Annotated in this window: 26 protein-coding genes; 6 read left to right on the top strand and 20 right to left on the bottom strand. The window is 60.2% G+C overall.

Annotation, left to right across the window (positions count from 1 at the left end):
- Positions 1-3: 3 nt before the first annotated feature.
- The 14 genes from ACFVTJ_RS00795 to ACFVTJ_RS00730 form a co-directional block, all read right to left on the bottom strand.
- Complete coding sequence (locus ACFVTJ_RS00795) at positions 4-648, bottom strand: Urease operon accessory protein (RefSeq protein ID WP_386903782.1); 645 nt, start codon at positions 646-648, stop codon at positions 4-6.
- A gap of 4 nt (positions 649-652) precedes the next feature.
- The gene (locus tag ACFVTJ_RS00790) at positions 653-1,048 is read right to left on the bottom strand and encodes a lysozyme inhibitor LprI family protein (protein ID WP_386905219.1); all 396 of its coding nucleotides are present in this window, start codon (positions 1,046-1,048) and stop codon (positions 653-655) included.
- 45 nt (positions 1,049-1,093) lie between these two features.
- On the bottom strand, positions 1,094-1,450 hold the full coding sequence (locus tag ACFVTJ_RS00785; protein ID WP_386903780.1) for a GFA family protein: 357 nt from the start codon (positions 1,448-1,450) through the stop codon (positions 1,094-1,096).
- A gap of 1 nt (position 1,451) precedes the next feature.
- Entirely contained in the window at positions 1,452-1,757 is a 306-nt protein-coding gene (locus ACFVTJ_RS00780) for an urease subunit beta (RefSeq protein ID WP_386903779.1), read from the bottom strand.
- Between the two features lie 20 nt (positions 1,758-1,777).
- Positions 1,778-2,035 (bottom strand): DUF1272 domain-containing protein, encoded by a 258-nt coding sequence (locus ACFVTJ_RS00775; RefSeq protein WP_386903777.1) that lies wholly within the window; start codon positions 2,033-2,035, stop codon positions 1,778-1,780.
- 12 nt (positions 2,036-2,047) lie between these two features.
- Positions 2,048-2,350, bottom strand: coding sequence for an urease subunit gamma (locus ACFVTJ_RS00770; RefSeq protein ID WP_269701847.1), 303 nt, complete (start codon positions 2,348-2,350; stop codon positions 2,048-2,050).
- Positions 2,351-2,457: 107 nt separating this feature from the next.
- On the bottom strand, positions 2,458-3,309 hold the full coding sequence (locus ACFVTJ_RS00765; RefSeq protein ID WP_386903775.1) for an urease accessory protein UreD: 852 nt from the start codon (positions 3,307-3,309) through the stop codon (positions 2,458-2,460).
- Positions 3,216-4,469, bottom strand: coding sequence for an alpha/beta hydrolase family esterase (locus tag ACFVTJ_RS00760; RefSeq protein WP_386903773.1), 1,254 nt, complete (start codon positions 4,467-4,469; stop codon positions 3,216-3,218). The genes ACFVTJ_RS00765 and ACFVTJ_RS00760 overlap by 94 nt, the downstream gene beginning before the upstream one ends.
- 242 nt (positions 4,470-4,711) lie before the next feature.
- Positions 4,712-5,407 (bottom strand): urea ABC transporter ATP-binding subunit UrtE, encoded by a 696-nt coding sequence (gene urtE / locus ACFVTJ_RS00755; protein WP_077987275.1) that lies wholly within the window; start codon positions 5,405-5,407, stop codon positions 4,712-4,714.
- A gap of 208 nt (positions 5,408-5,615) precedes the next feature.
- Complete coding sequence (gene urtD / locus ACFVTJ_RS00750; RefSeq protein WP_269313974.1) at positions 5,616-6,377, bottom strand: urea ABC transporter ATP-binding protein UrtD; 762 nt, start codon at positions 6,375-6,377, stop codon at positions 5,616-5,618.
- A 4-nt stretch (positions 6,378-6,381) separates the two neighbouring features.
- Entirely contained in the window at positions 6,382-7,545 is a 1,164-nt protein-coding gene (gene urtC / locus ACFVTJ_RS00745; protein WP_386903770.1) for an urea ABC transporter permease subunit UrtC, read from the bottom strand.
- Positions 7,542-9,155, bottom strand: coding sequence for an urea ABC transporter permease subunit UrtB (gene urtB / locus ACFVTJ_RS00740; protein ID WP_386903768.1), 1,614 nt, complete (start codon positions 9,153-9,155; stop codon positions 7,542-7,544). Before urtB ends, urtC begins: the two co-directional genes overlap by 4 nt.
- A 279-nt stretch (positions 9,156-9,434) precedes the next feature.
- On the bottom strand, positions 9,435-10,724 hold the full coding sequence (urtA, locus tag ACFVTJ_RS00735) for an urea ABC transporter substrate-binding protein (protein WP_386903766.1): 1,290 nt from the start codon (positions 10,722-10,724) through the stop codon (positions 9,435-9,437).
- A 330-nt stretch (positions 10,725-11,054) separates the two neighbouring features.
- Positions 11,055-11,261, bottom strand: coding sequence for a DUF2735 domain-containing protein (locus ACFVTJ_RS00730; protein ID WP_386903764.1), 207 nt, complete (start codon positions 11,259-11,261; stop codon positions 11,055-11,057).
- 66 nt (positions 11,262-11,327) lie between these two features.
- Here ACFVTJ_RS00730 and ACFVTJ_RS00725 point away from each other — a divergent pair, with 66 nt between their 5' ends.
- The 6 genes from ACFVTJ_RS00725 to ACFVTJ_RS00700 all read left to right on the top strand — a co-directional run bounded on the left by ACFVTJ_RS00725 (position 11,328) and on the right by ACFVTJ_RS00700 (position 18,926).
- Positions 11,328-11,732: a hypothetical protein gene (locus ACFVTJ_RS00725; RefSeq protein WP_386903762.1), complete on the top strand. Its 405-nt coding sequence runs from the start codon at positions 11,328-11,330 to the stop codon at positions 11,730-11,732.
- 10 nt (positions 11,733-11,742) lie between these two features.
- Positions 11,743-12,777, top strand: a complete 1,035-nt coding sequence (locus ACFVTJ_RS00720) for a glutamine synthetase beta-grasp domain-containing protein (RefSeq protein ID WP_386903760.1) — start codon at positions 11,743-11,745, stop codon at positions 12,775-12,777.
- Between the two features lie 223 nt (positions 12,778-13,000).
- Positions 13,001-13,771: an SDR family oxidoreductase gene (locus ACFVTJ_RS00715; protein WP_386903758.1), complete on the top strand. Its 771-nt coding sequence runs from the start codon at positions 13,001-13,003 to the stop codon at positions 13,769-13,771.
- Positions 13,772-13,802: 31 nt separating this feature from the next.
- Positions 13,803-17,198: an ATP-binding protein gene (locus ACFVTJ_RS00710; RefSeq protein ID WP_386903756.1), complete on the top strand. Its 3,396-nt coding sequence runs from the start codon at positions 13,803-13,805 to the stop codon at positions 17,196-17,198.
- Positions 17,195-18,121 carry a response regulator gene (locus ACFVTJ_RS00705; protein ID WP_386903754.1) on the top strand — a complete coding sequence of 309 codons (927 nt, stop codon included), beginning with the start codon at positions 17,195-17,197 and terminating at the stop codon, positions 18,119-18,121. The genes ACFVTJ_RS00710 and ACFVTJ_RS00705 overlap by 4 nt, the downstream gene beginning before the upstream one ends.
- Before the next feature lie 280 nt (positions 18,122-18,401).
- Positions 18,402-18,926 (top strand): AAA family ATPase, encoded by a 525-nt coding sequence (locus tag ACFVTJ_RS00700; RefSeq protein WP_386903752.1) that lies wholly within the window; start codon positions 18,402-18,404, stop codon positions 18,924-18,926.
- Positions 18,927-18,937: 11 nt separating this feature from the next.
- Here ACFVTJ_RS00700 and ACFVTJ_RS00695 read toward each other — a convergent pair whose 3' ends face one another.
- The 6 genes from ACFVTJ_RS00695 to livM form a co-directional block, all read right to left on the bottom strand.
- Positions 18,938-19,654 (bottom strand): polysaccharide deacetylase family protein, encoded by a 717-nt coding sequence (locus ACFVTJ_RS00695; RefSeq protein WP_386903750.1) that lies wholly within the window; start codon positions 19,652-19,654, stop codon positions 18,938-18,940.
- A 126-nt stretch (positions 19,655-19,780) separates the two neighbouring features.
- Positions 19,781-20,899 (bottom strand): branched-chain amino acid ABC transporter substrate-binding protein, encoded by a 1,119-nt coding sequence (locus ACFVTJ_RS00690; RefSeq protein WP_386903748.1) that lies wholly within the window; start codon positions 20,897-20,899, stop codon positions 19,781-19,783.
- 118 nt (positions 20,900-21,017) lie between these two features.
- Positions 21,018-21,371 carry a DUF6867 family protein gene (locus tag ACFVTJ_RS00685; RefSeq protein WP_386903747.1) on the bottom strand — a complete coding sequence of 118 codons (354 nt, stop codon included), beginning with the start codon at positions 21,369-21,371 and terminating at the stop codon, positions 21,018-21,020.
- 168 nt (positions 21,372-21,539) lie between these two features.
- Positions 21,540-22,268 carry an ABC transporter ATP-binding protein gene (locus ACFVTJ_RS00680; RefSeq protein ID WP_386903745.1) on the bottom strand — a complete coding sequence of 243 codons (729 nt, stop codon included), beginning with the start codon at positions 22,266-22,268 and terminating at the stop codon, positions 21,540-21,542.
- Positions 22,268-23,134: an ABC transporter ATP-binding protein gene (locus ACFVTJ_RS00675; protein WP_386903743.1), complete on the bottom strand. Its 867-nt coding sequence runs from the start codon at positions 23,132-23,134 to the stop codon at positions 22,268-22,270. The genes ACFVTJ_RS00680 and ACFVTJ_RS00675 overlap by 1 nt, the downstream gene beginning before the upstream one ends.
- The gene (livM, locus tag ACFVTJ_RS00670) at positions 23,134-24,486 is read right to left on the bottom strand and encodes a high-affinity branched-chain amino acid ABC transporter permease LivM (RefSeq protein WP_386905217.1); all 1,353 of its coding nucleotides are present in this window, start codon (positions 24,484-24,486) and stop codon (positions 23,134-23,136) included. Before livM ends, ACFVTJ_RS00675 begins: the two co-directional genes overlap by 1 nt.
- Positions 24,487-24,507: the final 21 nt, after the last annotated feature.

Genomic DNA, 24,507 nt, shown 5'->3' with positions numbered 1-24,507 from the left:
GGCTCAGGCTCCTTCGGACGCGGAGAAAATCGATGTGGGAGAAATGCGTGTCAGCTGGCCCTCACCCGCAAGGGCTTCGACCAGCTGTTTTTCGGCGGCAAATGGATGGCCGCTCCAGCCCTGATGGCCAAAGCCGGCAATCGCCACTTCGTCGCCATCGCCGCTCACGCTCTCAAGAACATGGGCGATAGCGACAAGGCCGGTGCTGGGGCAGACATAGGGCGCAGGGGCATAGGCATCGAGCGCAGCATCGAGCCTCTCATGCACGCCGCGCGGAATGACGATGTGGCTCTTGCCGGTTTCGCGGGCGATGGCGGCGAAGCTTTCGGTGTAGTCGGCGCAGAAATCGGTGAGCTCCGGCCAGCGTGTGCGGATGCCAGGCTCCATTTCAGCAAATTTTGCGGGATCGCGTACCGACCAGATGGCGGCAGCCTGCCGCACGCCGTCGCTTTCGCGCCACTCGGTGCCCTCGGTCATCTCGCGGCCCGGCCGCCCGGTGTTGCAAACGGCCACCACATCGGTTCGCATGCCGCCCAGACCAAGCGAGCGGCAATCATTAAAACGGACGACGATATCCGAACGGTCGATGAGACGAGCTGCGCCGGGCGGCAACTCCCCATTTCCAACGATCGTAATTCGCCGCCCCATGCGTTCAGAAACCTTCCGACAGCTGACGCAGTTCTTCCGCCCGCTTGCCGCTCATATCGGCGAGACAGGAGGAGATCAGCATCGGCTCCATCGAGCCGCCGCGCGCCTGAAAACCCGCAAGTGCGCAATTGGCGTCTCGATACGCCACCCAGGCGCGCTGTGCCGTCACAAGAGCGTCGGTTGCACCCTTGCCGTCCGCATCCGCTGCCTTGTCGCGCTCCACAAGCAGCTTACGCAGCTTCTGATAGTCGACATTGAGCTGCTTGTCGGCCTTTTCGTAGTCCTTCCCGGCGCAGATGGTCATGTCCGCCTGCGTCTGCGGTTCCTTGCAGTTCGGCTCTGCCTGCGCCATCGCGGGCAGCGGCGCAATCGCCGCCCCGGCAATCAGCAATACCGCCATGCAGGCAAGGTTTTTTCGCTTCATCATCGAGACGCTTTCCCTCACTCAGGCTGCAGCGCCATCAACGGCGCGGGATTTCAGCGCCCGTGGGTCAACGCCGTCAAGGCAATTGGCATTCACGGCCACCATCGGCGTTCCATCCGGCCCGTCGGCATAAGCAAAGCTTTCGATGCCACAGGTGGAACAGAAAAGATGGTGAATCCTGTGCTTGTTGAAGAGATATTCGCTAAGCTTGCCTTCACCGGAAAGCAGCGTGAACTTGTCGCGCGGCGCAAAGGCCAGCGTTACGCCGAGGCGTTTGCAGCGCGAACAATTGCACACGATGGTATGATCGAGATCGGCATCGACCTCGAAGCTGACGCTGCCGCACTGGCAGCTTCCATGATAATGCGCCGTCGCCATTTCATAACCTCCCCATGACCTGTTGACGGAAACCATAAACCTCCCGCTTGCCGGAAAGCGGCACCAGCGTCACTTCCCGCTTCTGGCCGGGCTCGAAACGCACCGCCGTGCCGGCCGGGATATCCAAGCGCATGCCGCGCGCCTTGTCGCGATCGAAAAGAAGACCCGCATTGGTCTCGAAGAAATGGTAATGGCTGCCCACCTGCACCGGCCGGTCGCCCGAATTGGCCACTTCGATCGTCACGGTCGGCTGGCCGGCATTGAGTTCGATGGTGCCTTCTGCGGTTATGATTTCGCCTGGTTTCATGGTGCTCCCCTTGTTTTGTCTCAGGCGGCGGTTGCGGCCACGCAGCCTTCGGCCTTCAGGACGCGCCGTGTCGACGCAGGATTGTTGATGAGTTTTTCCGCCGGGCGGACCGGCCTTCGCACCAGTTCGCCACCGCAATTCGGGCACACGCCCTTGAGAACGCCGGTCACACAATCGGCGCAGAAAGTGCATTCGAACGAGCAGATCATCGCGTTCGGGCTGTCAGGAGCAAGATCGCGGTCGCAGCATTCGCAATTGGGCCTCAGTTCCAGCGCCAAATCTGCCTCCCTTTACCGGATCGGCTCGTGAACGGTCACCAGCTTGGTGCCATCAGGGAAGGTCGCTTCCACCTGCACGTCATGGATCATCTCGGCAATGCCGTCCATCACCTGATCGCGGGAAATCACATGCGCGCCCGCCTCCATCAGGTCGGCCACGGCGCGGCCATCACGGGCACCCTCGACCACGAAATCGGAAATCAGCGCAATCGCTTCGGGATAGTTCAGCTTCACGCCACGTTCCAGCCGGCGGCGCGCCACCATGGCGGCCATAGAAATCAGCAGCTTGTCTTTTTCTCTTGGGCTAAGGTTCATCGTCGTCCCACAGCTTGGCATCTGCCCCGCAAAAGAGGTTTGCAGGAGACCAGATCCGACATTTGACAGACCCCGAAGGACGCCTGTTACCAAGCGATCCGAAGGGATTACAGATTCCAGACTTTCGGCACTGGCGCGCCGTTTCGCAAGAGTGAAATGATCGGAAAAAGCAATTTTCTCAAAGAGAAACCATCAGCGGCTGATACGCGTACCACAAGCTTGCCCTGCCATTCGCTGGCACCGCCGCTTTCACCGGCAATCGCCCGGATTTTAGGCAGAAGCGCCTCGGCGAGAGGCCCGATATAAAGCAGCGTGGCAAAGGCAACCTGCCCGGCCAGAACCGCCGGCTTCGCGGTCAGCGCCGCCACCTCGCCCGCAATCAGCAACTCTTCTGCATGCACCAGCTTGCCGCCATGGCGAATGCGCCAGCGATCACGAAAAAGCCCATGCGTCATCGCCTCACCCATGGCCTGGCGGCCAAGTAAAACGGCTTCGACGGCAATAAATTCTGAGGATTGATCGAGATCGGCTTCAAGCCTTCGGGTGAGTGACGCGCGCTCGAACAGGATGGTTTCCTGCGGCAGCCAGTGGAGCTTCGCGCCCGGCCCGGCAGAAACACGGGCGGTGACGGTGGCAGTGCCAGACGATGCCTTATAGACCTTCTCGCAGGCCTGCGTGGTAACCACCAGCGATGTGCCGGCTGCGGCCACCGCTTGCCATTCCATGTCATCCCCGCCGGTCAGGCCGCCGGAGGAATTGATGAGAATAGCTTCCATCTCATTGGAAAACGTATCCGGCAGACGGATTTTGGCGCAGCCCTCCTGAAACAACTCGTCCAGCCGGCTGCACCCTTCAACTGCCTTGGTTACAATGCGCCCTCTGCCACGGGCGCGTTGTTGCCGGACAGGTTGAGTGTCTTCGCAACCGGAAGGGCTGATGGCTTGCTGTTGCTGCTGCACGCGGTCTCCGAAACGGTTGCGGAAGCGGAATTGGCCTTGGCGACGCAATCCTTCTTGACGACGGCGTCCACCACCATCTGCCCTTCCGTGTTACGGAAGAAATCCCACATTCTTTCGGCCGCATCAACCGTGCGCGTCACTTCGCCTGTGGGCATCTTGCGCTCCACGGCAGGCTCCGCCTTCGGCGTCTGCTCACCGCCCGGCTTGCGGGTCACGACGGCGTTTGCCGCCAGAACCTCGGCTTTCATGGTGGCGCGCGGCCAGGCATGGTCCCAGTTCTCGATGACATAGGACTGGATGCGTGCGCCTGCCTTGCAGACATCGTAAGAATTGACGGTGAAGCTCTCGCCCACCTTGCTTTTGGCGGCGCCCTTGCAACCATCCATTTCGGCCCAGCGCTTCAGCGCCGTCTCGCCGCTATATTGCCAGTAGGATTTGCCGCCGCCCTGATAGGGGTTGGCTGGATCCTTCAGCCCGGCAAAGGCGATGATCGACATCGGCCGCGCCGGTGTGCAGCTTGCCGCATCCGGTGCCCATTTGCCTTCGGTTTCCTGCGGATAACCCGCGCGCAACGAGGCGACGAAACCGGCGGCATTAAAATCCTTGGCTCCGGTGCAGATGAATTGCGACAGCATGCGCCCGCCGCCAGAATAGCCGGAACCGTAAAAACGTTCCTCATCGACGCAGAACTTGCCCTTCACCATGGCAATCGCTTCATGAATGAAGCTCACCTCATCCAGCCCGCCGGGGCGTGTTGTAACGCCGGGAACATTCCAGGCATGGGTGCCCGGCAATTCGCCGTTTAAGCTGCCCGCCAGCGCCACGACCAAAAGGCCATCACGCTCGGCAAGCTTGTCCCAGCCGCTGCGGTTCAGCTGGCCGTGCGGGTTGCTGTTGGAGCCGTGGAAATCGAATACGACAGGCAGGGGCTTATTTCCATCATAGGCGGATGGAACAAAATAGACCCCGTCGCGTTTCTGCCCGTTAGAGAGAATGGAAAAATCATGCCGACCCGGTTCCATGCCGGGGCCAATACCCTGACCGCAGGTCGAAGCCGACGCTGCGGCCCCTGCTCCTGCGCTGATTACCAGCCCGAGGAACAGGCTGCGTGCGAAACGCACCCACCGGGAAGCCCGGCCCACTGCAAAGTCCTGAATCATTGACACGCCTTTATTGGCACAGTTTCCCGACGATACGTCGAGCGTCCGGGAAATGTAAGGGATCAACAGTCGCGGCGTGCGAATAGACTTCTTCTGTGTCTCGCATGCAGCATTTCATCCGCCCAATACCATAGGCTTTTACTTAATGAAACGCTAAAATTACGCATGAAAGCCATGCGCAGGCGCATAGACTTTCAAAATATTAATCGACCGTTTTTGTGCCGTGAACGGGAAGCCTGCCGTTACACCGTCAAATGACGCCGCGCTTCCGGTGTATCCAGCGTTTCGGCCAGCCCCTCATGCACGATCTCGCCGCGGTCCATGATGTAGACGTAGTCGGCAAGTTCGCGGCAGAAATCCAGATATTGCTCGACCAGCAGGATCGCCATGCCGGTGGAATCGCGCAAATATTTGATCGCCCGGCCGATATCCTTGATGATCGACGGCTGAATGCCCTCGGTCGGTTCGTCGAGAACGAGGATTTTCGGCCGCGTCACCAGCGCCCGGCCGATGGCAAGCTGCTGCTGCTGACCGCCGGACAGATCGCCGCCGCGACGCGACAGCATGGTCTGCAGCACCGGAAACAGGCTGAAAATATCATCCGGGATGAACCGCTCCTTGCGCGGCAGTGGCGCATAACCGCTCTCCAGATTTTCCTGCACGCTAAGCAACGGAAAGATCTCGCGCCCCTGCGGCACGTAACCGACACCGCGCTTCGCCCGCTGGTAAGGCGCCAGCCCATCGAGCGCCGCATCACCGAAACGGATCGTGCCAGCGCTGGTGGCCTGCTGGCCGGTCACGGCCCGCAGCAGCGAGCTTTTGCCGACGCCGTTGCGACCGAGAACGCAGGTGATCTTGCCCATTTCGGCCTTCAGCGACACGCCGCGCAGGGCTTGTGCTGCGCCGTAGTGGAGGTTGATGTTGTCGACTGTCAGCATGGTGAAACTCCAATGACGGTATGGTGGGCGGCTTTACCCCCCTCTGCCCTGCCGGGCATCTCCCCCTCAAGGGGGGAGATTGGCAAGCGGCGAAAACTCTGCCCCATGACCAGTAAGCGATGGAACGGGCGGGGGCGGCATCTGATCTCCCCCCTTGAGGGGGAGATGCCCGGCAGGACAGAGGGGGGTAAAGCCGCAAACACCACCATCACCGCCCCAAATAATTCTCGATCACCTTAGGATCGCTGGACACGAAATCGATCGACCCCTCAGCCAGCACCGAGCCTTCCGCAAGACACGTCACCTTCACCCCCAGCTCGCGGATGAAGCCCATATCGTGCTCCACCACCACCACCGAACGGGTCTTGGCGATTTCCTTCAGCAGCACGGCCGTTTCGGCCGTTTCCGCATCCGTCATGCCGGCCACCGGCTCGTCCACCAGGAGAAGCTTCGGCTCCTGCGCAAGCAGCATGCCGATCTCCAGCCACTGTTTCTGCCCATGCGAAAGATTGGCGGCGAGATCGCCGCGGCGGTGGCTGAGGCGCACGGTGGCGAGGATTTCCTCGATGCGCGCCTTGTCTTCCTCCGTCAGCCGGTAGAACAGGGTTGCGAACACGCCGCGCTTGCGGTTCAGCGCCAGTTCCAGATTGTCCCACACGGTATGGCTTTCAAACACCGTCGGCTTCTGGAATTTCCGGCCGATGCCGAGCTGGGCGATATCCGCCTCGTCCTTCTTGGTGAGGTCGATGCTGTCTTCAAAGAGCACCGTCCCGGTATCCGGTCGCGTCTTTCCGGTGATGATATCCATCATCGTCGTTTTGCCCGCGCCATTCGGGCCGATGATGGCGCGAAGTTCGCCCGGCTCCACCACGAAGGAAAGGGAATTCAGCGCCCTGAACCCATCGAAGGAAACGGAAACGCCATCGAGGTAAAGCAGGCTCTTGGTTCTGTTTTCGGAAACCGTGTTCATGGGCTTACTCCGCCGCCTGTTGCGCAACCGCGCTGTCGTTGCCGGCTTCACGCGCCGCGCCCGCCACACGCTTCTCGCGCCGTCCTGCAAGATAATGCTGCACCGTTCCGACGATGCCCTTGGGGAAGAACAGCGTGACAGCAATGAAGAGACCGCCCAGCGCAAACAGCCAGAACTCGGGAAACGCACCGGTAAAATAGCTCTTGCCGCCATTGACCAGCACCGCGCCGATGATCGGCCCGATCAGCGTGCCGCGCCCGCCGACAGCCGTCCACACCACCACTTCGATGGAGTTGGCGGGCGAAAATTCGCCGGGATTGATGATGCCCACCTGCGGCACGAACAGTGCGCCGGCAATGCCTGCCATCATCGCCGAGACGACGAAGGTGAAGAGCTTGATGTTTTCCACCCGGAAACCGAGGAACCGGACCCGGCTTTCGGCATCCCGCACGCCCACCAGCACCTTGCCGAATTTGGAATTGACGATGCCCGACGCGATCAGAAGCGAGATCGCCAGCATCACCGCCGTCATGGCAAACAGCACGGCGCGGGTGCCATCGGCCTGCACGGAATAGCCGAGAATATCCTTGAAATCGGTCAGGCCATTATTGCCGCCGAAACCCATGTCGTTGCGGAAGAAGGCAAGCAGCAGCGCATAGGTCATGGCCTGGGTAATGATCGAGAGATAAACGCCATTGACGCGCGAGCGGAAGGCGAACCAGCCGAACACGAAGGCGAGCAGGCCCGGCACGACAAGCACCATCAGCGCCGCAAACCAGAACATGTCAAAGCCATGCCAGAACCACGGCAGTTCCTTCCAGTTGAGGAACACCATGAAATCAGGCAGCACCGGATGGCCATAAACCCCGCGCGTGCCGATCTGCCGCATCAGATACATGCCTATGGCATAACCGCCGAGCGCGAAGAAGGCGGCGTGGCCAAGAGAGAGAATGCCGCAATAACCCCAGACCAGATCGAGTGCCAGCGCCAGCAGCGCGTAGGCCAGATATTTGCCGAGCATCGACATGATATAGGTCGGGATGCGAAAGGCACTGTCGGCTGGCAGCAGCAGGTTGGAGGCGGGCACCAGAACGGCAATGGCGAGAATAATGCCGATGGCGATGGAAATGCGGCGATCGAGCGCGCGCAGGAGGAAGCCGGTAATCATGCTTCGATCGCCCTTCCCTTGAGTGCGAAGAGACCGCGCGGCCGCTTCTGGATGAACAGGATGATGAGAACGAGCACGAAGATCTTGCCGAGCACGGCGCCCACCGTCGGCTCGAGGAACTTGTTGAGTACACCGAGCGACAGGGCGCCTACCAGCGTTCCCCAGAGATTGCCGACGCCGCCGAACACGACGACCATGAAACTGTCGATGATGTAACTCTGGCCAAGATTGGGCGAGACGTTATCGATCTGCGACAGCGCGACGCCCGCGAGCCCGGCAACGCCCGAACCAAGCGCGAAGGTGAAGGCATCCACCCACGGTGTGCGGATGCCCATGGAGGAAGCCATGCGGCGGTTCTGGGTGACGGCGCGCATCTGCAACCCGAAAGCGGAGCGCTTCAGGAGAACCAGCAGCGCGAAGAAGACGGAGAGCGAGAAACAGACGATCCACACCCGGTTCCAGGTGAAGTTTAGATAACCGACGCTGAAGGAGCCGGACATCCAGCTCGGGCTGCCGACCTCCCGGTTGGTGGGGCCGAAGATGGAGCGCACGCCCTGTTGCAGGATCAGCGAGATGCCCCAGGTCGCGAGCAGCGTTTCCAGCGGTCGTCCATAGAGATAGCGGATGACGCCACGTTCCATAACGAGGCCGACGCAGGCTGTGACGAGAAAGGCGGCGGGCAGCGCAATCGCCAGCGACCAGTCGAACAGGCCGGGGAAATGGCTGCGGATCAACTCCTGCACCATGAAGGTGGAGTAAGCGCCGATCATCACCATCTCGCCATGCGCCATGTTGATGATGCCCATGACGCCAAAGGTGATGGCAAGGCCGATGGCGGCGAGCAGTAGCACCGAGCCGAGCGACAGGCCGTACCAGACATTCTGCGCGTAATCCCAGAAGGCAAGGGAACTCTCGATGCTGGAAATAGCCTCGTCCACATCCGGCTTCAGGCTCGGATCAACCGTGGGCGTGGCCGCCATCAGAATGCTGATCGCATCGCGCCCGCCAAGCTTCTTGATGGTGGCGATTGCTTCTTTCTTGACCTCAAGGGGGCGGTCGGAGGAGAGCAGCGAGACAGCCCGCGCCTCCTCCATCCGGGTCCGCACCTCACCGTCGGTTTCTTTGGCTATGGCAGCTTCCAGCAGTTCAAGATTTTCAGCGCTCGGGGCTTTCAGGACGGCGTCAGCCGCCGACAGCCGCACGGATTTCTCCGGGCTGAGCAACGTCAGCCCGCCCATGGCGGCGCGGATAACGCGACGAAGATTATTGTTGACCCTGATCTTGGAAACCGCCGCCTTTGGCGCCGAACCGGCGCTTTCACCCGTCAGCGGGTCGATCAGCGTGAAATCGGAACCGGCGGGCCTGGTCATGAAAACGAGATTGTCGGATTTGCGCACATAAAGATCACCCGCCGCAAAAGCCTCCAGCGCCGGCACCACGCGCGCATCGCCCGTGGCGGCAATCTGCCCGATCAGCACTTCGGCCTGTTTGAAATCAGCCGTGCCGAGCTGGTCGATCAGCGCCTTCGGGTCGCTTTGTGCGAGGGACTGGGCGGCGATCCCCATGGTGAGCCAGAGGAAGATGGCTCCGAGAAAAGATCGGATCGTCATGTCGGGTTCCTTGGAGCGGCGGTGTATTTTATCTGACGATGAGTATGTGGCTTACCCCCCTCTGCCCTGCCGGGCATCTCCCCCACAAGGAGGGAGATCGGCAAGATGCGCTCGCATCGCTCCATCTCGACCGATGAGAAATGCGGGGCCTCGCCGCTTGCCGATCTCCCCACCTGTGGGGGAGATGCCCGGCAGGGCAGAGGGGGGGCATGCTTGTTCAGTTTCCAATGATAAAACCGCCCCCACCAAGGGAGCGGCCCATCACAGCGCTCCCGCTAATCAGCTACCCTTACCGCCGCACTTACCCGTGGCCACGTTGAAGTTCCCGCAGGACATCGGCTTTCTCCAATCCGAGATCAGATCCTTCGAGTCCGGGAGGTAATCCGACCATTCGTCACCCACCACCTGCGGCGTCTGCTGCACGATTTCGAACTGGCCGTCCGCCTGGATTTCACCAATCAGCACCGGTTTGGTGATGTGGTGGTTCGGCATCACGGTGGAGTAACCGCCCGAAAGGTTCGGCACGGAAACGCCGATGATCGAGTCGAGAACCTTGTCCGTATCGGTGGTGCCGGCGGATTCCACGGCCTTTACCCAGGCGTTGAAGCCGATATAGGCGGCTTCCATCGGATCGTTGGTCACGCGCTTGTCGTTCTTGGTGAAGGCATGCCAGGTCTTGATGAACTCGGCATTGACGGGCGCATCGACGGACTGGAAGTAGTTCCAGGCGGCAAGGTGGCCGACCAGCGGCGCGGTATCGAGACCGGCAAGCTCTTCTTCGCCAACCGAGAAGGCGACGACCGGAATGTCTTCGGCCTTGATGCCCTGGTTCGCCAGTTCCTTGTAGAAGGGCACGTTGGCGTCGCCATTGATGGTGGAGACAACGGCGGTCTTCTTGCCGGCCGAGCCGAATTTCTTGATGTCGGACACGATCGTCTGCCAGTCGGAGTGACCGAACGGCGTGTAGTTGATCATGATGTCCTCTTCCTTGACGCCCTTCGACATCAGGTAGGCCTTCAGGATCTTGTTTGTGGTCTGCGGATAGACATAGTCCGTACCGGCCAGAACCCAGCGCTCGACGCCTTCTGTGCTGGCGAGATAATCGACGGCCGGAATGGCCTGCTGGTTGGGGGCAGCACCCGTGTAGAAGATGTTGCGAGAGGATTCTTCACCCTCATACTGAACCGGGTAGAACAGGATGGAGTTCAGCTCTTCGAAAACAGGCAGAACGGATTTGCGCGAGGAGGACGTCCAGCAGCCGAAAACGGCGGCGACCTTGTCCTGAGAAATCAGCTGGCGGGCCTTTTCGGCGAAAAGCGGCCAATCGGAGGCCGGATCGACCACGACGGCCTCAAGCTTCTTGCCGAGCACGCCGCCCTTCTTGTTCTGCTCGTCGATGAGCATCAGCATGGCGTCTTTCAGCGTTGTTTCTGAAATGGCCATCGTACCGGACAGAGAATGCAGCACGCCGACCTTGATCGTATCGTCAGCGGCAAAGGCGCCGTGGAAGGCGGTGGTGGATAGGATTGCGCCAAGCAGCGCGGCACTGAGCGTCTTGCGGAACATCATCGGAAGGACCCCTCTCCTTGTTGGCCTCTTGGCGAGGCTCAGCGGCATCTGCGGCCGCTGCTGCAGGGACTATCGATCTCGTGAGCGCGAAACCGTATACGTCAATTGACGTAGGCGGGGTGGCGAAAGGTGCAGGGGAGCGGGACTACCGGACAGAGCGGCCTATATAGAACGAGAGGTCTCGGCTTGTTTCTTCCCCCCGCCGGGGAGAAGTCCGCGGCAGCGGGATGAGGGGGCAAGGGTAGAGATATTCGAGAGCTAGCCCCTCATCCGACCCTTCGCGCCACCTTCTCCCCGGCGGGGAGAAGAAACTTGCGGCAACGTTTCACATCAGGAATGCGGCTTGCGGTCGTTCTCTTCGTCGCGGATGGCGTCGTCATGATACCAGGAGCCAAAATCCACATGCGGCTCTCTCGCCTCGCGTTCGAGGTCGCTCAAGCCATTAGTACGGAACTTGGACACGCCCGCGCGTCCGCCAACAGGGAATTGGTAGATCGTTGCCGTCTCACGATGAAAGCCAGTCGCCATTTCGGTCATCTCACTCTGATTGCATCGAAGCACTTGGTCATGAAGTCAAACCCGTGAAAGCCGGATTCGCTCCTTTTGATTAAAAAAAAATCACGTTGCGAAAAATATAGGCACAAATCGCGGTTTCGACAAGAAAAACCATTCCGAAAGCGCTGGTTTTTAGGGCAAATGCCATTCACTCGCGCGCAATTGAATTTGCTGCATCACAGCATGGCACGTCGCGCGAAGCTGCCCGCTATCTATCAGGATTCAATGGTAAAACTTGAGGGGTGTTTTGCCGTGCTGCGCCGCAACAGAAGCAAGAATAAGCTAACAGGCACAGGCCCGGCCAATATGCGGCTGAAAGATTTTTCGAAAAAATCGCGAGATATCGTCAATCTGGCACGCGGCATGCATCTAAGGGGTCAGCCCTTGAACGCGAATGCGCTTCCGGTGGTGAAAGCCGCGGGAGGCCTCAAGGCTTCGCATTGTTACCTATGAGAGGTTCGTAATGACTAAGTTCAAACTCGAGTACATCTGGCTGGACGGCTACAAGCCGGTTGCAAACCTGCGCGGCAAGACGCAGATCAAGGAATTCGATGAATTCCCGACACTCGAGCAGCTGCCGCTTTGGGGTTTTGACGGTTCGTCCACCCAGCAGGCCGAAGGCCATTCGTCGGATTGCGTGCTGAAGCCCGTCGCGATCTATCCTGATCCGGCCCGCACCAATGGTGCGCTCGTGATGTGCGAAGTCATGATGCCTGACGGCGTTACCCCGCATCCGTCGAACAGCCGTGCAACCATTCTCGAAGACGAAGATGCATGGTTCGGTTTTGAGCAGGAATACTTCTTCTACCAGGACGGCCGCCCGCTCGGCTTCCCGGAACAGGGTTACCCCGCTCCGCAGGGTCCTTACTACACGGGCGTAGGCTTCAAGAACGTTGGTTCGGTTGCCCGCGAAATCGTTGAAGAGCACCTTGATCTCTGCCTGGAAGCCGGCATCAACCACGAAGGCATCAACGCCGAAGTGGCCAAGGGTCAGTGGGAATTCCAGATTTTCGGCAAGGGCTCCAAGCGCGCCGCCGACCAGATCTGGATCGCTCGCTACCTGCTGCTGCGTCTGTGCGAGCAGTACGGCATCGACGTCGAATTCCATTGCAAGCCGCTCGGCGATACCGACTGGAACGGTTCGGGCATGCACTGCAACTTCTCCACCAAGTTCATGCGTGAAGTTGGCGGCAAGGAATATTTCGAAGCCCTCATGGCTGCTTTTGCCAAGAACTGGCAGGAACACATCGACGTTTACGGTCCGGACAACCATCTGCGCCTGACCGGCAAGCACGAAACCGCTCCGTGGAACAAGTTCTCCTACGGCGTGGCAGATCGCGGCGCGTCGATCCGCGTTCCGCACTCCTTCGTTAACAATGGCTACAAGGGTTACCTTGAAGACCGTCGTCCGAACTCGCAGGGCTGCCCCTACCAGATCGCTTCCGTCGTTCTGAAGACGATCGCTGAAGTGCCGCTCGCAAAGTCGGCTGCTGCCTGATAACTGATTGATGGCGTCGCTCAAGCCGGGCGACGCCATTTTTCTGTCCACCGAACGGCCAGGCGGACAGGTGACCTTTCCCCATGCGCCCGACGCGGCATACTCCTTTCGGCGCAGTGAGTTGCGCGTCTTTGAGCAAGGGCATCGCCGCTTCCTTGACCCGGACAGGGTTCGCCCCGGCGCCTCAAAGCAGGCCATGTGCTTTCGAGCAGAAAGGTGAACGATGGGCATTCTCGAAAAATTTTCCCTCAAGAACCGCACCGCCATCATCACCGGCAGCGGCCGCGGTCTCGGTTTTGAAATCGCCAAAGCCTTTGCCGAAGCTGGCGCCCATGTCTGGCTGACCGGCCGCAATGCCGAGACGTTGCAACAGGCGGTTGACACGCTGCGCGAGGCGGGCGGAAAGGCCGATTATTCCGCCTTCGATATCGACGATACCAAGGCAGGGGCAGCGCTGGTCCACCGCATCATGAGCGAACTCGGCCACCTCGATATTCTCGTCAATAATGTCGGCGCGCGCGACCGCCGCCCGCTGTCCGAGTTCAGCGATGAGGACGTGCTGGAATTGATCCGCACCGATCTCACCTCCTCCATTTCCCTGTCGCGGGATGCGGCGGAAGCCATGGCGGCAAAGGCCCATGGCCGCATCATCACCATCACCTCCATTCTTGGCCACATCGTGCGGCCGGGCGATGCGATCTATCCTGTCGCCAAGCAGGGGCTGACGGGCCTGATGCGGGCCATCGCCGTCGAATATGGCGCGCGTGGCATCACCAGCAACGCCATTGCGCCGGGCATGTTCGCCACCGAAACCAACGCCGCCCTTGCCGAAAATCCTGAAATGGTCGCCTTTGCCAAGCTGCGCGTGCCGCTGGAGCGCTGGGGCAGACCGGATGAAATCGCCGGTGCGGCCCTGTTTCTCGCGAGCGACGCGGCCTCCTTCGTCAACGGCCATGTGCTGACGGTGGATGGCGGCATGTCGGTGCGGCTGTGAACGGCCGCGGGCGGAAAGGCGCTCAATAGGCATGGCGGCACGGCAACGCATCATCCCCGTCAGGCGCGAATATAACCGCTGGGTCGCCAACCAGACGCTGGAAGATTATGCGCTGCGTTTCACCGCCAAGAGCGCCCGGCAATTTTCCTCTAACCGCATTTCCCACACTGCCATTGGGGCGATATCCTTCCTCGCCCTTGAGGCCATCGGCGGGGCGATCACGCTCTCCTACGGCACCACCAACGCTTTTTACGCCATCCTTGTCGCTGCCGTGGCCATGCTGGCCGTTGGCCTGCCGATCAGCCGTTATGCCATCCGCCACGGCGTCGATATCGATCTACTGACACGCGGCGCAAGCTTCGGTTACATTGGCTCCACCATCACTTCGCTCATCTATGCCGCTTTCACCTTCATGCTTTTCGCCATCGAGGCGTCGATCATGTCCGGCGCGCTGGAGTTGGCGCTCGGCATTCCCTTGTGGATCGGCTACATCATCTCCGCCGTCATGGTCATTCCGCTCGTCACCCATGGCGTGCGCCTCATCAGCCGTTTCCAGATCATCACGCAGCCGTTCTGGATCATTCTCAACATCCTGCCCTTCATCTTCATCGCCCTGATGGACTGGGAGAAATACGATCTGTGGCGGGCTTTTTCCGGCATCCACCACGCCTCCGGCCCGCCGGGCACCGTGGCCGATTTCAATCTGGTGGAATTCGGCGCGGCCTCCGCCGTCATTCTGGCGCTGATGTCGCAGATCGGCGAGCAGGTGGACTTCCTGCGCTTCCTGCCAGCCGAGGGCCAGAGCCGCCTGCGCCACCGCATCGCGGTGTTTCTGGCGGGTGCCGGCTGGGTCGTCGTCGGCGTGCCAAAGCTGCTCGCCGGCTCGTTCCTCGTCGTGCTCACCTTCAGTTCCGGCGTTTCGGTAGATCGTGCCGCCGATCCGGCGCAGATGTATCTCACCGCCTTCGGTTACATGATCCCCAACCAGACGGCAGCCATGCTGCTCATGGTCGCTTTCGTGGTCGTCTCGCAGCTGAAGATCAATGTCATGAATGCCTATGCGGGGTCGCTCGCCTGGTCGAATTTCTTCTCCCGCCTCACCCACAGCCACCCCGGCCGCGTCGTCTGGCTGGTGTTCAATGTGGCGATTGCGCTGCTGTTGATGGAACTCGGCATCTACCGGCTGCTGGAAGAAACACTCGGCATCTTCTCCATCATCGCCATGGCGTGGCTCTGCACCATCTCGGCCGATCTGTTCATCAACAAGCCGCTCGGCCTTGCCCCGCCGGGCATCGAATTCAAGCGCGCCCATCTCTATGACATCAACCCGGTCGGCGTCGGCTCCATGGCGCTGTCCGCTACCATTGCGCTGATGGCGCATTTCGGCACTTTCGGCCCGCTTGCCGCCTCGCTCGCGCCCTATCTCACCCTCACCGTCGCCTTCGTTGCTTCGCCTCTGATCGCCTGGGGCACAAAGGGCAAATTCTACCTTGCCCGCAAGCCGCGCCAGCAATGGCGCGCAGAGAGCAGCATCACCTGCTCCATCTGTGAGCACCCTTTCGAGCCGGAGGACATGGCCTGGTGCCCGGCCTATGCCGCGCCGATCTGTTCGCTCTGCTGCTCGCTGGACAGCCGCTGCCATGACATGTGCAAGCCGAAGGCAAAGCTCAACTATCAGGTGGCGACCGTCGCCAAAACCTTCCTGCCGAGACAATTGGTGGCGAAGCTCGCCACCCGGCTCGGACGCTACGGCATGGCGGCGGCCATTGCCGTCACCACCATCGGCGGCATTCTGGCCATGATCGCGCATCAGGTCGGCACGGCCTCACCGGAAACGGCAGATGTGGTCAATCGCACCATCCTCATCGTGTTTTTCGTCTTTGCGGTCATAGCCGGCATCGTCTGCTGGTTCCTCGTGCTTGCCCATGACAGCCGGGTGGTGGCGGAAGAGGAATCCTCCCGTCAAAACACGCTGCTGCTGAAAGAAATCGCCGCCCACAAGAAGACCGACGCCGCCCTTCAGGACGCCAAGGAAACGGCGGAAGCCGCCAACCGCGCCAAAAGCCGTTATGTCGTCGGCCTCAGCCACGAGCTGCGCACGCCGCTGAACGCCGTTCTCGGTTACGCCCAGATTTTGGAACGCGATGAGACCATCCCCCCTCCCCGCCAATCGGCCATCAAGGTCATTCGCCGCTCGGCAGACCACCTGTCGGGCCTGATCGACGGACTGCTGGATATTTCCAAGATCGAGGCGGGCCGCCTGCAGGTCTATTCGAACGAGATCAATATCCAGGATTTCCTCGACCAGATCGTCGATATGTTCCGCCCGCAGGCGCAGGCCAAGGGGTTGGAATTCAGGCACGACCGCTCGCCCGCTCTGCCCCAATATGTGCGCACCGATGAAAAGCGGCTGCGCCAGATCCTCGTCAACCTGCTTTCCAACGCCATCAAGTTCACCGATGAGGGCGCTGTGACCTTTGATGTCGGTTATCGCAGCCAGGTGGCGAGCTTCACCGTGTCCGATACCGGCCGCGGCATTGCCGAAAAGGACCTCGCCCGCATCTACGAACCCTTCCAGCGTGGCGAGGCCGAAAGCGTGCGGCCCATGCCGGGGCTTGGCCTCGGTCTGACCATCACCCGGCTTCTGACCAACACGCTTGGCGGCGAGATTTCCGTTTCCAGCGAAAAGGACAAAGGCTCCACCTTCCGTGTGCGCCTCATGCTATCCGCCGTCCACCGGCCAAACACGGCGCCAGCGCCGGAAAAGACCATCCGCTCCTATTCCGGTCCACGCCGCACCATCGTTGTGGTCGATGACAACGAGGATCATCGCGAGCTGATGCGGCAGGTGCTCTCGCCTCTCGATTTCGTGGTGCTGACCGCCCAAAGTGGCCCGGAATGCCTCACACTCATCGAAGGCGTGAAGCCAGACCTTTTCCTCATCGATATTTCCATGCCTGGCATGACCGGCTGGCAGCTTGTGACGAAGCTGCGCGAGGCGGGGCAGACTGCGCCGCTCATCATGCTCTCGGCCAATATTGGCGATGGTGCGATCGCGGGTGCCGGCGACGACAACCACAACGACGCCATTGCCAAGCCAGTCGATATTCGCCACCTCTGCGACAGGCTCGCCGTGCATCTCGGGTTGAAATGGATCTACGATACGGATCTGCCGCCCGCGCCGGAACCGCAGCCGCCTGCCGAGATCGTCCACCCCGGTGCCATTCACATCCAGGATTTGCAGCGGCTGGGTGAAATAGGCTACATACGCGGCATTGAGGCGAAACTCGCCGATCTTGCCCGCAACACGGAAAACCTGCCCTTCACGCAGGAACTCGGCGCCTATGTGCAGGCTTTCGATCTGGCCGGTTATGCGCGTTTTCTCAAGCGGTTCGAAGACAGTGACAGGGGAGACCTCAAGGCATGAGCGCTCAGGCGGCAGCCCCGAGAGACATCGTATTGCTGGTGGATGACAGCCCGGAAGCGCTGGGATTCCTGACCGATGCGCTGGAACAGTCGGGCTTTTCCGCCCTCATCGCCACATCGGGACAGGCCGCCATCAACATTGCCGAACGCATCACGCCCGACATTATCCTGCTCGACGCCGTCATGCCCACCATGGACGGTTTCGAAACCTGCCGACGTCTTAAGGCGAACGCGGCGGTGGCGCAGGTGCCGGTCATCTTCATGACCGGCCTGACGGAGACCGAACATGTGGTGCGGGCGCTGGACTCCGGCGGCGTCGATTATCTAACCAAGCCGATCAATATCGATGAGCTGCGCGCCCGTATCCGCGTGCATCTCTCCAATGCCCGGTCCGCCCAGAGCGCCCGTGTCGCGCTCGATGCTGCCGGCCGCCATCTTCTCGCCGTGCGCGCCAATGGAGCCATCCACTGGTCAACACCCCAGGCAACGCGGCTCGTCAATGCTGCGACGGGCCGGGATGACGGCATGGAGATCGTCGTCAGCCATATCGGCCGCTGGCTCGGCGAAAGAACAGCCTCCGAAACCGGCCGCGATGCACCGCTGACGATCACCCAGGCAGGACGCCCGGCCTTGCAGCTCTCCTTCCTCGGCGCGATGGGCCCGGATGAGCATCTGTTTCGCCTGACCGCCGCCAACGAAAAGTCGGATGACCATCTGCTGAAAGAGCATTTCGCGCTGACGACGCGGGAATCGGAAGTGCTGTTGTGGATCGCCAAGGGCAAGTCCAACCGCGATATCGGCGATATTCTCGGCCTGTCCGCCCGGACGGTGAACAAGCATCTTGAACAGATCTATGTGAAGCTCGGCGTGGAAAACCGCGCCTCTGCCGCGGTCAAGGCGGCGCATATTCTGCATCAGGGGTGACGACTCGCCAAATTATGGTAGGCTCTTCCGACACATTCCCGCTCAAATACGCAAATTCTGCTTGTTGAACGAGCGGTAACCCCTTGTTTCTTCTCCCCGCCGGGGAGAAGTCCGCGGCAGCGGGATGAGGGGGCAAGGGTCGCGATAAAACCGAGAGCTTGCCCCCTCATCCGACCCTTCGGGCCACCTTCTCCCCGGCGGGGAGAAGAAACGCGCGGCACCCACCTCCCAAAAAATCACCACCCCCTGCCCTGATCCCAACACAGGAACGCACCCCCCAATGAACCGTTTCATCATTCTCTCCGGTTGCTCCGGCGGCGGAAAATCCACCCTTCTTGCGGAACTTGGCCGGCGCGGTTACGCCACCGTCGAGGAACCCGGCCGCAGAATCGTCATCGAACAAACCCGCGATGGCGGCAACGCTCTGCCGTGGATAGACCTCGAAGCCTTTGCGCGCCGCGCTATTTCTGTGGCGCTTGAAGACCGGCAGCATACGCCAGAGCACGGCACCGTCTTCTTCGATCGCGGCCTGATCGATGCCGCCTCGGCTCTACGCGAGGTCAGCGGTGACCCCTTCATCGAAACGATGCACCGCGAACATCGCTATAACAGGCTGGTCTTTCTCACCCCGCCCTGGCCGGAAATCTATCGGGCAGACGCGGAGCGTCGGCATGATTTTGCCGCGGCCGTGGCCGAATACGACCGTCTCGTCAGAGATTATCAAGCCCTTGACTATGAGACTGTCGTCCTTCCGAAATCGGGCGTCGAGGACCGAGCTGACTTCATTTTGGACCGGCTGAACTGATCGCAGCTGTCTCAGTGATTTTCCAGCAGCTGCGACACGGTCACAAACTCGAACCCGCGCTGACGTAGTCCATCGATGATCAGCGGCAAGGCCTGCCGTGAGGCCTCGCGGCTGCGATACATGACGTGCATGATGATGATCGAGCCGTTTTTCGTGTGCTCGATGACGTGCTTTGCAAGAGCGGCTGCATCCTCGGCGATATCTGGATAGGATTCCGGCTCGACATCCCACATGATTGTTTTCCGCTTATGCCGGGAAAGATACAATGGCAAGGCGAACAGCTTCTTGCCATAGGGCGGGCGGAACATGATCTCGCCCTCGTAGCCCGCAGCCCGAATGGCGGCATCCGTTCGTTCGATCTCATCGCCCACCCGCGCCAGTCCCATCAAAGCCATGTTGGAATGCGTATAGCTGTGGTTTCCAACCTGATGGCCATCGCTGACGATCATGCGAGCCTGCGGCAGATTTTCTTCGGTTTCCTTGCCCGCCAGGAAGAATGTCGCTTTGGTCCCGCGTTCCCTCAGGATCGCCAGGACCGCAGGCGTGAAACGCACCGAGGGCCCGTCGTCGAATGTCAGGGCCACCACCGGCCTCGGCGTCTCGACCCTTGGAATGATCTCTCCGAACAATTGCGTCGTGCGGGATTTGCTGAAGAGATGAACGCCACCGAGCACGGCCGCCAGCATGGCAAGACCAAGGACCAGAGACACCATCCGTTTCATCGCCATTGCCACCCCCCATTGCAGTTTTCGGGAGGCTTTGTCTCCTGCCTTGTTGTCTCCAGTGTGGCGCCCGTCGCGCAAAAGAAAAGCCCGGCATTGCTGCCGGGCTTCGATTGGGTGTCGCAGAAAGGCTTAGCTGCCCTGCTGGATATAGGTGAACTTGCCGTCCGGACCCTTCTTCCATTCGTACATGACGTAGCCGGGAAGCTTGGGGTCGCCCTTTTCGTCGAACGAGATGTCGCCGAGTGCGGTCTTGAAGGTACCCTTCTTCAGGGCTTCGGCGACCTTTTCAGGCTCCACGGAACCAGCGGCCTTCGCGGCTTCTGCAATCGTCTGCAGTGCTGCGTAGGAATAGAGCGTGTAGGCTTCCGGGTTGAAGCCGGCAGCCTTGAACTTCTCTACCAGTTCCTTGTTTTCCGGGCGCAGTGTCGGATCAGGACCGAAGGTGTTGAGCGTGCCTTCGACGGCGTCGCCGGCGATGGAAGCGAGTTCGTTGGAAACGATACCGTCGCCCGAAACCAGCTTCGCCTTGAGGCCCTGGTCAGCCGCCTGGCGGATGATCAGACCGGCTTCGGTGTGCAGGCCGCCCCAGTAGATAATGGAAACGCCGGCTTCCTTCATCTTCGAGATCAGCGCCGAGAAGTCCTTGTCGCCGACGTTGACGCCTTCGTACAGGGCTTCGGTGACGCCAGCGGCGTTTGCAGCCTTCTTGGTTTCATCGGCAAGGCCCTGACCATAGGGGGTCTTGTCGTGAATGATGGCGATCTTGGCGTCCTTGAAGTGGTCGGCCAGATACTTGCCGGCAATGCCGCCCTGCTGGTCGTCACGGCCGCAGGTGCGGAAGGTGTTCCACAGGCCACGTTCGGTGAAAACAGGGTTGGTTGCAGCAGGCGTGATTTCGAGAATGCCGTTTTCAGCATAAACTTCAGACGCCGGAATGGAAACGCCGGAGTTGAAGTGACCGACAACGAACTTCACGCCATCGGCGACGAATTTATTGGCGACCGAAATACCCTGCTTGGGGTCGGATACGTCGTCACCCAGCACGATCTTGATCTGCTCGCCATTGATACCGCCTGCGGCATTGATGTCTTTTGCAGCCTGCTCGGCACCCTTCTGAAGCTGAGCGCCGAAAGCAGCGTTCGGTCCGGTCAGCGGGCCGCCGACGGCGATCAGAACATCGGCGAAGGCCGAACCGCTGAACGCGACCATGGCGGTCAGCGCAACAGCGGAAAGAAGAGACTTCTTCATTACTTTACTCCCAGTTCCTTTGGATGGGTTGATTACAAGCACCCGTTCAGTACCCACCTTCACTGAACAGAAACGTTCCACTCTGCCGAGTATTAGTGACGCCGGAAAAACCCGACTGTCAATTCTTCTTTTTATAGGAAAATGCCGACGTCCTGTCGTAGAGCCAATAGTAGTTATTGACCATCTGGCTCGTCCGGCGCATGCGGAAACCGATGCTGGAAAAGACCAGAAGAAGAACGACGTCAAACACATAATAGAAGCCGTTGATGAACGGCCCATTGAACAGGGCGAAATGCAGGAAGCGCATCACCAGCCCCAGAGCCAGCGTGTAGATCACCACACGTGGATATTCGCCCCAGCCATCGGCCACGGACTTACCCGTGCGCCATGCCGTCCAGAAACCCAAGAGAACAACCAGTGCGCGCAAAACATAGCGCACGCCGTTATCCGTTTCGAAAAAAAGGCCCTGCATTTCTTTCCCCATCAGGCCGGGTGAAAACACCCTGACCCTGCCTTGTTTGTCGTCCCGCCGTTTCCCGGCCGGCTTTTATTGTTTGCGTCCCGCCGCCTGGCACCAAGGCTGCGGCGGGATGCCATTCGCAATCTTGCGCCGCAAAACGTCCGGCGCAAGTAAAATCTTTCAGTGCCTTCCACCTTCCAGATAGGCGGCTCGAACCTGCGGGTCGGCAAGCAGTTCCTTGCCCGTTCCGCTCATCGTCACCTTGCCGTTGACCATCACATAAGCGCGGTCGGAAAGCTTCAGGGCGGCAAAGGCGTTCTGCTCCACTAGGAACACGGTGAGGCCCTCTTCCTGGTTCAGCTTCTTGATCGCCTCGAAGATGCCCTTGACGATCAAAGGCGCAAGACCAAGCGACGGCTCGTCGAGAAGCAGCAGCTTCGGACGCGACATCAGCGCGCGGCCGATGGACAGCATCTGCTGCTCACCGCCCGAAAGCGTGCCGCCGCGCTGGCTCTGGCGTTCTTTGAGGCGCGGGAACATCACGAAGATCTTCTCGACGTCTTCCTTGAAATATTTCAGGTTGTCGAGATTGGCGCCCATCTGCAGGTTTTCCAGCACCGTCATGCGCGGGAAAATCCGGCGACCTTCCGGCGACTGGGCGATGCGCTTGCGGGCGATGAGATGCGTCGGCAGCTGGGTAATGTCCTCGCCGTCGAAAATCACCTGGCCGGCGCGCGCCTGCGGGCTGCCGCAGATGGTCATCATCAACGTCGACTTGCCGGCGCCGTTGGCGCCGATCAGGCTGACGATTTCACCCTTGTTGACTTCGACATCGACACCGGCCAGAGCGCGGATATTGCCATAATAGGTTTCGACACCCTGAACTTTGAGAAGCGGTTCACCGGACATCAGGCCGCTCCCCCATCGAGTTCTTCCGCAATCACGTCTTCCACTTCATCATCCTCGACACCCAGATAGGCGGCGATGACCTTCGGGTCGTTCTTCACATGGTCCGGCGTGCCGTCGGAAATCTTCTGGCCATACTCCAGAACCACCACATGGTCGGAAATCTGCATCACCACGGACATGTCGTGCTCGATTAGCAGCAACGACGTGCCTTCGTCGCGGATGCCACGCAGCAGCGTGTTGAGCGCCAGCGATTCCTTCGGATTGAGGCCGGCGGCCGGCTCATCGAGGCACAGAAGTTCCGGCCCCGTGCACATGGCGCGGGCGATTTCCAGACGGCGCTGCGCGCCATAGGGCAGATCGCCGGCCGGATCGTCGGCACGATCGGTCAGATCGGCCTTGTCCAGCCAGTACTTGGCCTTATCGATCGAGCTTGCGACCGCCCGCTTATAGGCAGGCAGGCCGAGAAGACCGAGAATGGTGTAACCCGAGGCCTTCATCAGCGCATTGTGCTGCGCCACCAGCAGGTTTTCCAGAACGGTCAGGCCCGAAAACAGGCGGATGTTCTGGAAGGTGCGCGCCACCTTGGCCTTCTTGGTGATTTCGAAATCCGGCAGGCGCTCGAGAAGATGCGCCTCGCCATTCTGCTGGCGCATGGTGATCATGCCCATTGTCGGCTTGTAGAAGCCGGTGATGCAGTTGAAGACCGTGGTCTTGCCAGCACCGTTGGGGCCGATCAATGCGGTGATCTCGCCGCGCTTCGCCTCGAAGGAGAAATCGTTGATGGCCATCAGGCCGCCGAACTTCATCGAGAGATGCTCGACCTTGAGGATGGTATCATTTGCCATTGTTGTCGTTCCGGAAGCCATCAACCGTGACCTTCCTTGGTAAAGCTGCCGGAGACGGCCTTGCGTTCTTTAAGGAAAGCCGTGGGTTCACGCGAGCCGACGAAGCCACGCGGCTTGAACAGCATGACGATGACCATGGCAAGACCGAACAACAGCATACGATAGAGTTCCGGGGTGAAATCGGGCCCGAAGACGTGCTTGAGGAATTCCATTTCACGCAGAAGCTCGGTGCCGCCGACCATAACGAGGGCGGCAATGGCAATACCCGTCAGCGAACCCATGCCGCCGAGAACGACGATGGCGAGGATGACGGCCGATTCCAGGAACACGAAGCTTTCCGGCGACACGAAACCCTGACGCGCAGCGAAGAACGAGCCGGCAAAACCGCCGAACATCGCGCCCGTCGCAAAGGCGGTGAGCTTGGTGATGACGGTATCGATGCCGAGCGAACGGCAGGCGATCTCGTCTTCGCGCAGTGCTTCCCACGCCCGGCCGATCGGCATGCGGCGCAGCTTGATGGTGACATAGGCCGTCAGCATGCACAGCAGCAGGATCACGTAGAACAGGAAGATCTTGTAATAGGCCGACGACATCGACAGGCCGAAGGCCTTGGCGAAATTGTTCGGCGCGCCGACATCAAAGGACCAGATGCCGAAGATCGACGCCTTGGCGATGCCGGAAATACCAAAAGTACCCTTCGTCACATCCGTCCAGTTCAGCAGCACGAGGCGGATGATTTCACCAAAGGCGAGCGTCACGATCGCCAGATAGTCACCGCGCAGGCGCAACACCGGAAAGCCTAGGATGATGCCCCAGAAGCCCGCGAGAATACCGGCAACCGGCAGCAGAACCCAGAAGGACAGGCCGAAGTGGCTCGAAAGCAGCGCATAGGAATAGGCGCCGACGGCGTAGAAAGCCACGTAACCGAGATCGAGCAGACCGGCGAGACCGACAACGATGTTGAGACCCCAGGCCAGCATCACATAGATCAGGATCTGGATGCCGAAATTGTCGACGAATTTCAGCGAACCCTGAAAGCCGAACAGCTGCACGGCGATAACGGGATAAAGAAGCAGCAGCACCAGCGCAAACTTCAGGAAGTGCTTGTGAAAGAAGCCCTTCTCTTCGGAAATCTCCAGCACACCGCTTTTGGCCTTGGCCAGCTTGCGACGATCGACGGACGGCTTGATGAAGCCGACCATGAGGAAACGACCGATGGCGGCAACGGCGACGAAGATCGACAGAAGACCCCAGCGCGTTCCCCATATCAGCTGGTTATTGATGTCCTGATAGGTGACGATGCCGACATAAAGAATGAACATGCCGAGCGAGACGACGCCCGCAATGATGCCTTCCTTCACGGCTGTCGCCATCAGGCTCGAGCCGGAAGTGTT

The sequence above is a fragment of the Agrobacterium sp. NPDC058088 genome (genome assembly GCF_042885035.1).
Lineage (GTDB): Bacteria > Pseudomonadota > Alphaproteobacteria > Rhizobiales > Rhizobiaceae > Agrobacterium.
Note: the sequence above shows the minus strand (reverse complement) of the source record. Positions and strands in the feature narration are given on the sequence as shown.

Excerpts from the sequence above, each read along its gene's own strand:
- ACFVTJ_RS00795 (WP_386903782.1), bottom strand. The coding sequence starts at position 648 with ATGGGGCGGCGAATTACGATCGTTGGAAATGGGGAGTTGCCGCCCGGC.
- ACFVTJ_RS00790 (WP_386905219.1), bottom strand. The coding sequence starts at position 1,048 with ATGGCGGTATTGCTGATTGCCGGGGCGGCGATTGCGCCGCTGCCCGCG.
- ACFVTJ_RS00785 (WP_386903780.1), bottom strand. The coding sequence starts at position 1,450 with ATGGCGACGGCGCATTATCATGGAAGCTGCCAGTGCGGCAGCGTCAGC.
- ACFVTJ_RS00780 (WP_386903779.1), bottom strand. The coding sequence starts at position 1,757 with ATGAAACCAGGCGAAATCATAACCGCAGAAGGCACCATCGAACTCAAT.
- ACFVTJ_RS00770 (WP_269701847.1), bottom strand. The coding sequence starts at position 2,350 with ATGAACCTTAGCCCAAGAGAAAAAGACAAGCTGCTGATTTCTATGGCC.
- ACFVTJ_RS00760 (WP_386903773.1), bottom strand. The coding sequence starts at position 4,469 with ATGATTCAGGACTTTGCAGTGGGCCGGGCTTCCCGGTGGGTGCGTTTC.
- urtE (WP_077987275.1), bottom strand. The coding sequence starts at position 5,407 with ATGCTGACAGTCGACAACATCAACCTCCACTACGGCGCAGCACAAGCC.
- urtD (WP_269313974.1), bottom strand. The coding sequence starts at position 6,377 with ATGAACACGGTTTCCGAAAACAGAACCAAGAGCCTGCTTTACCTCGAT.
- urtC (WP_386903770.1), bottom strand. The coding sequence starts at position 7,545 with ATGATTACCGGCTTCCTCCTGCGCGCGCTCGATCGCCGCATTTCCATC.
- urtB (WP_386903768.1), bottom strand. The coding sequence starts at position 9,155 with ATGACGATCCGATCTTTTCTCGGAGCCATCTTCCTCTGGCTCACCATG.
- urtA (WP_386903766.1), bottom strand. The coding sequence starts at position 10,724 with ATGATGTTCCGCAAGACGCTCAGTGCCGCGCTGCTTGGCGCAATCCTA.
- ACFVTJ_RS00730 (WP_386903764.1), bottom strand. The coding sequence starts at position 11,261 with ATGACCGAAATGGCGACTGGCTTTCATCGTGAGACGGCAACGATCTAC.
- ACFVTJ_RS00720 (WP_386903760.1), top strand. The coding sequence starts at position 11,743 with ATGACTAAGTTCAAACTCGAGTACATCTGGCTGGACGGCTACAAGCCG.
- ACFVTJ_RS00715 (WP_386903758.1), top strand. The coding sequence starts at position 13,001 with ATGGGCATTCTCGAAAAATTTTCCCTCAAGAACCGCACCGCCATCATC.
- ACFVTJ_RS00710 (WP_386903756.1), top strand. The coding sequence starts at position 13,803 with ATGGCGGCACGGCAACGCATCATCCCCGTCAGGCGCGAATATAACCGC.
- ACFVTJ_RS00705 (WP_386903754.1), top strand. The coding sequence starts at position 17,195 with ATGAGCGCTCAGGCGGCAGCCCCGAGAGACATCGTATTGCTGGTGGAT.
- ACFVTJ_RS00700 (WP_386903752.1), top strand. The coding sequence starts at position 18,402 with ATGAACCGTTTCATCATTCTCTCCGGTTGCTCCGGCGGCGGAAAATCC.
- ACFVTJ_RS00695 (WP_386903750.1), bottom strand. The coding sequence starts at position 19,654 with ATGGCGATGAAACGGATGGTGTCTCTGGTCCTTGGTCTTGCCATGCTG.
- ACFVTJ_RS00690 (WP_386903748.1), bottom strand. The coding sequence starts at position 20,899 with ATGAAGAAGTCTCTTCTTTCCGCTGTTGCGCTGACCGCCATGGTCGCG.
- ACFVTJ_RS00685 (WP_386903747.1), bottom strand. The coding sequence starts at position 21,371 with ATGCAGGGCCTTTTTTTCGAAACGGATAACGGCGTGCGCTATGTTTTG.
- ACFVTJ_RS00680 (WP_386903745.1), bottom strand. The coding sequence starts at position 22,268 with ATGTCCGGTGAACCGCTTCTCAAAGTTCAGGGTGTCGAAACCTATTAT.
- ACFVTJ_RS00675 (WP_386903743.1), bottom strand. The coding sequence starts at position 23,134 with ATGGCTTCCGGAACGACAACAATGGCAAATGATACCATCCTCAAGGTC.
- livM (WP_386905217.1), bottom strand. The coding sequence starts at position 24,486 with ATGGCGACAGCCGTGAAGGAAGGCATCATTGCGGGCGTCGTCTCGCTC.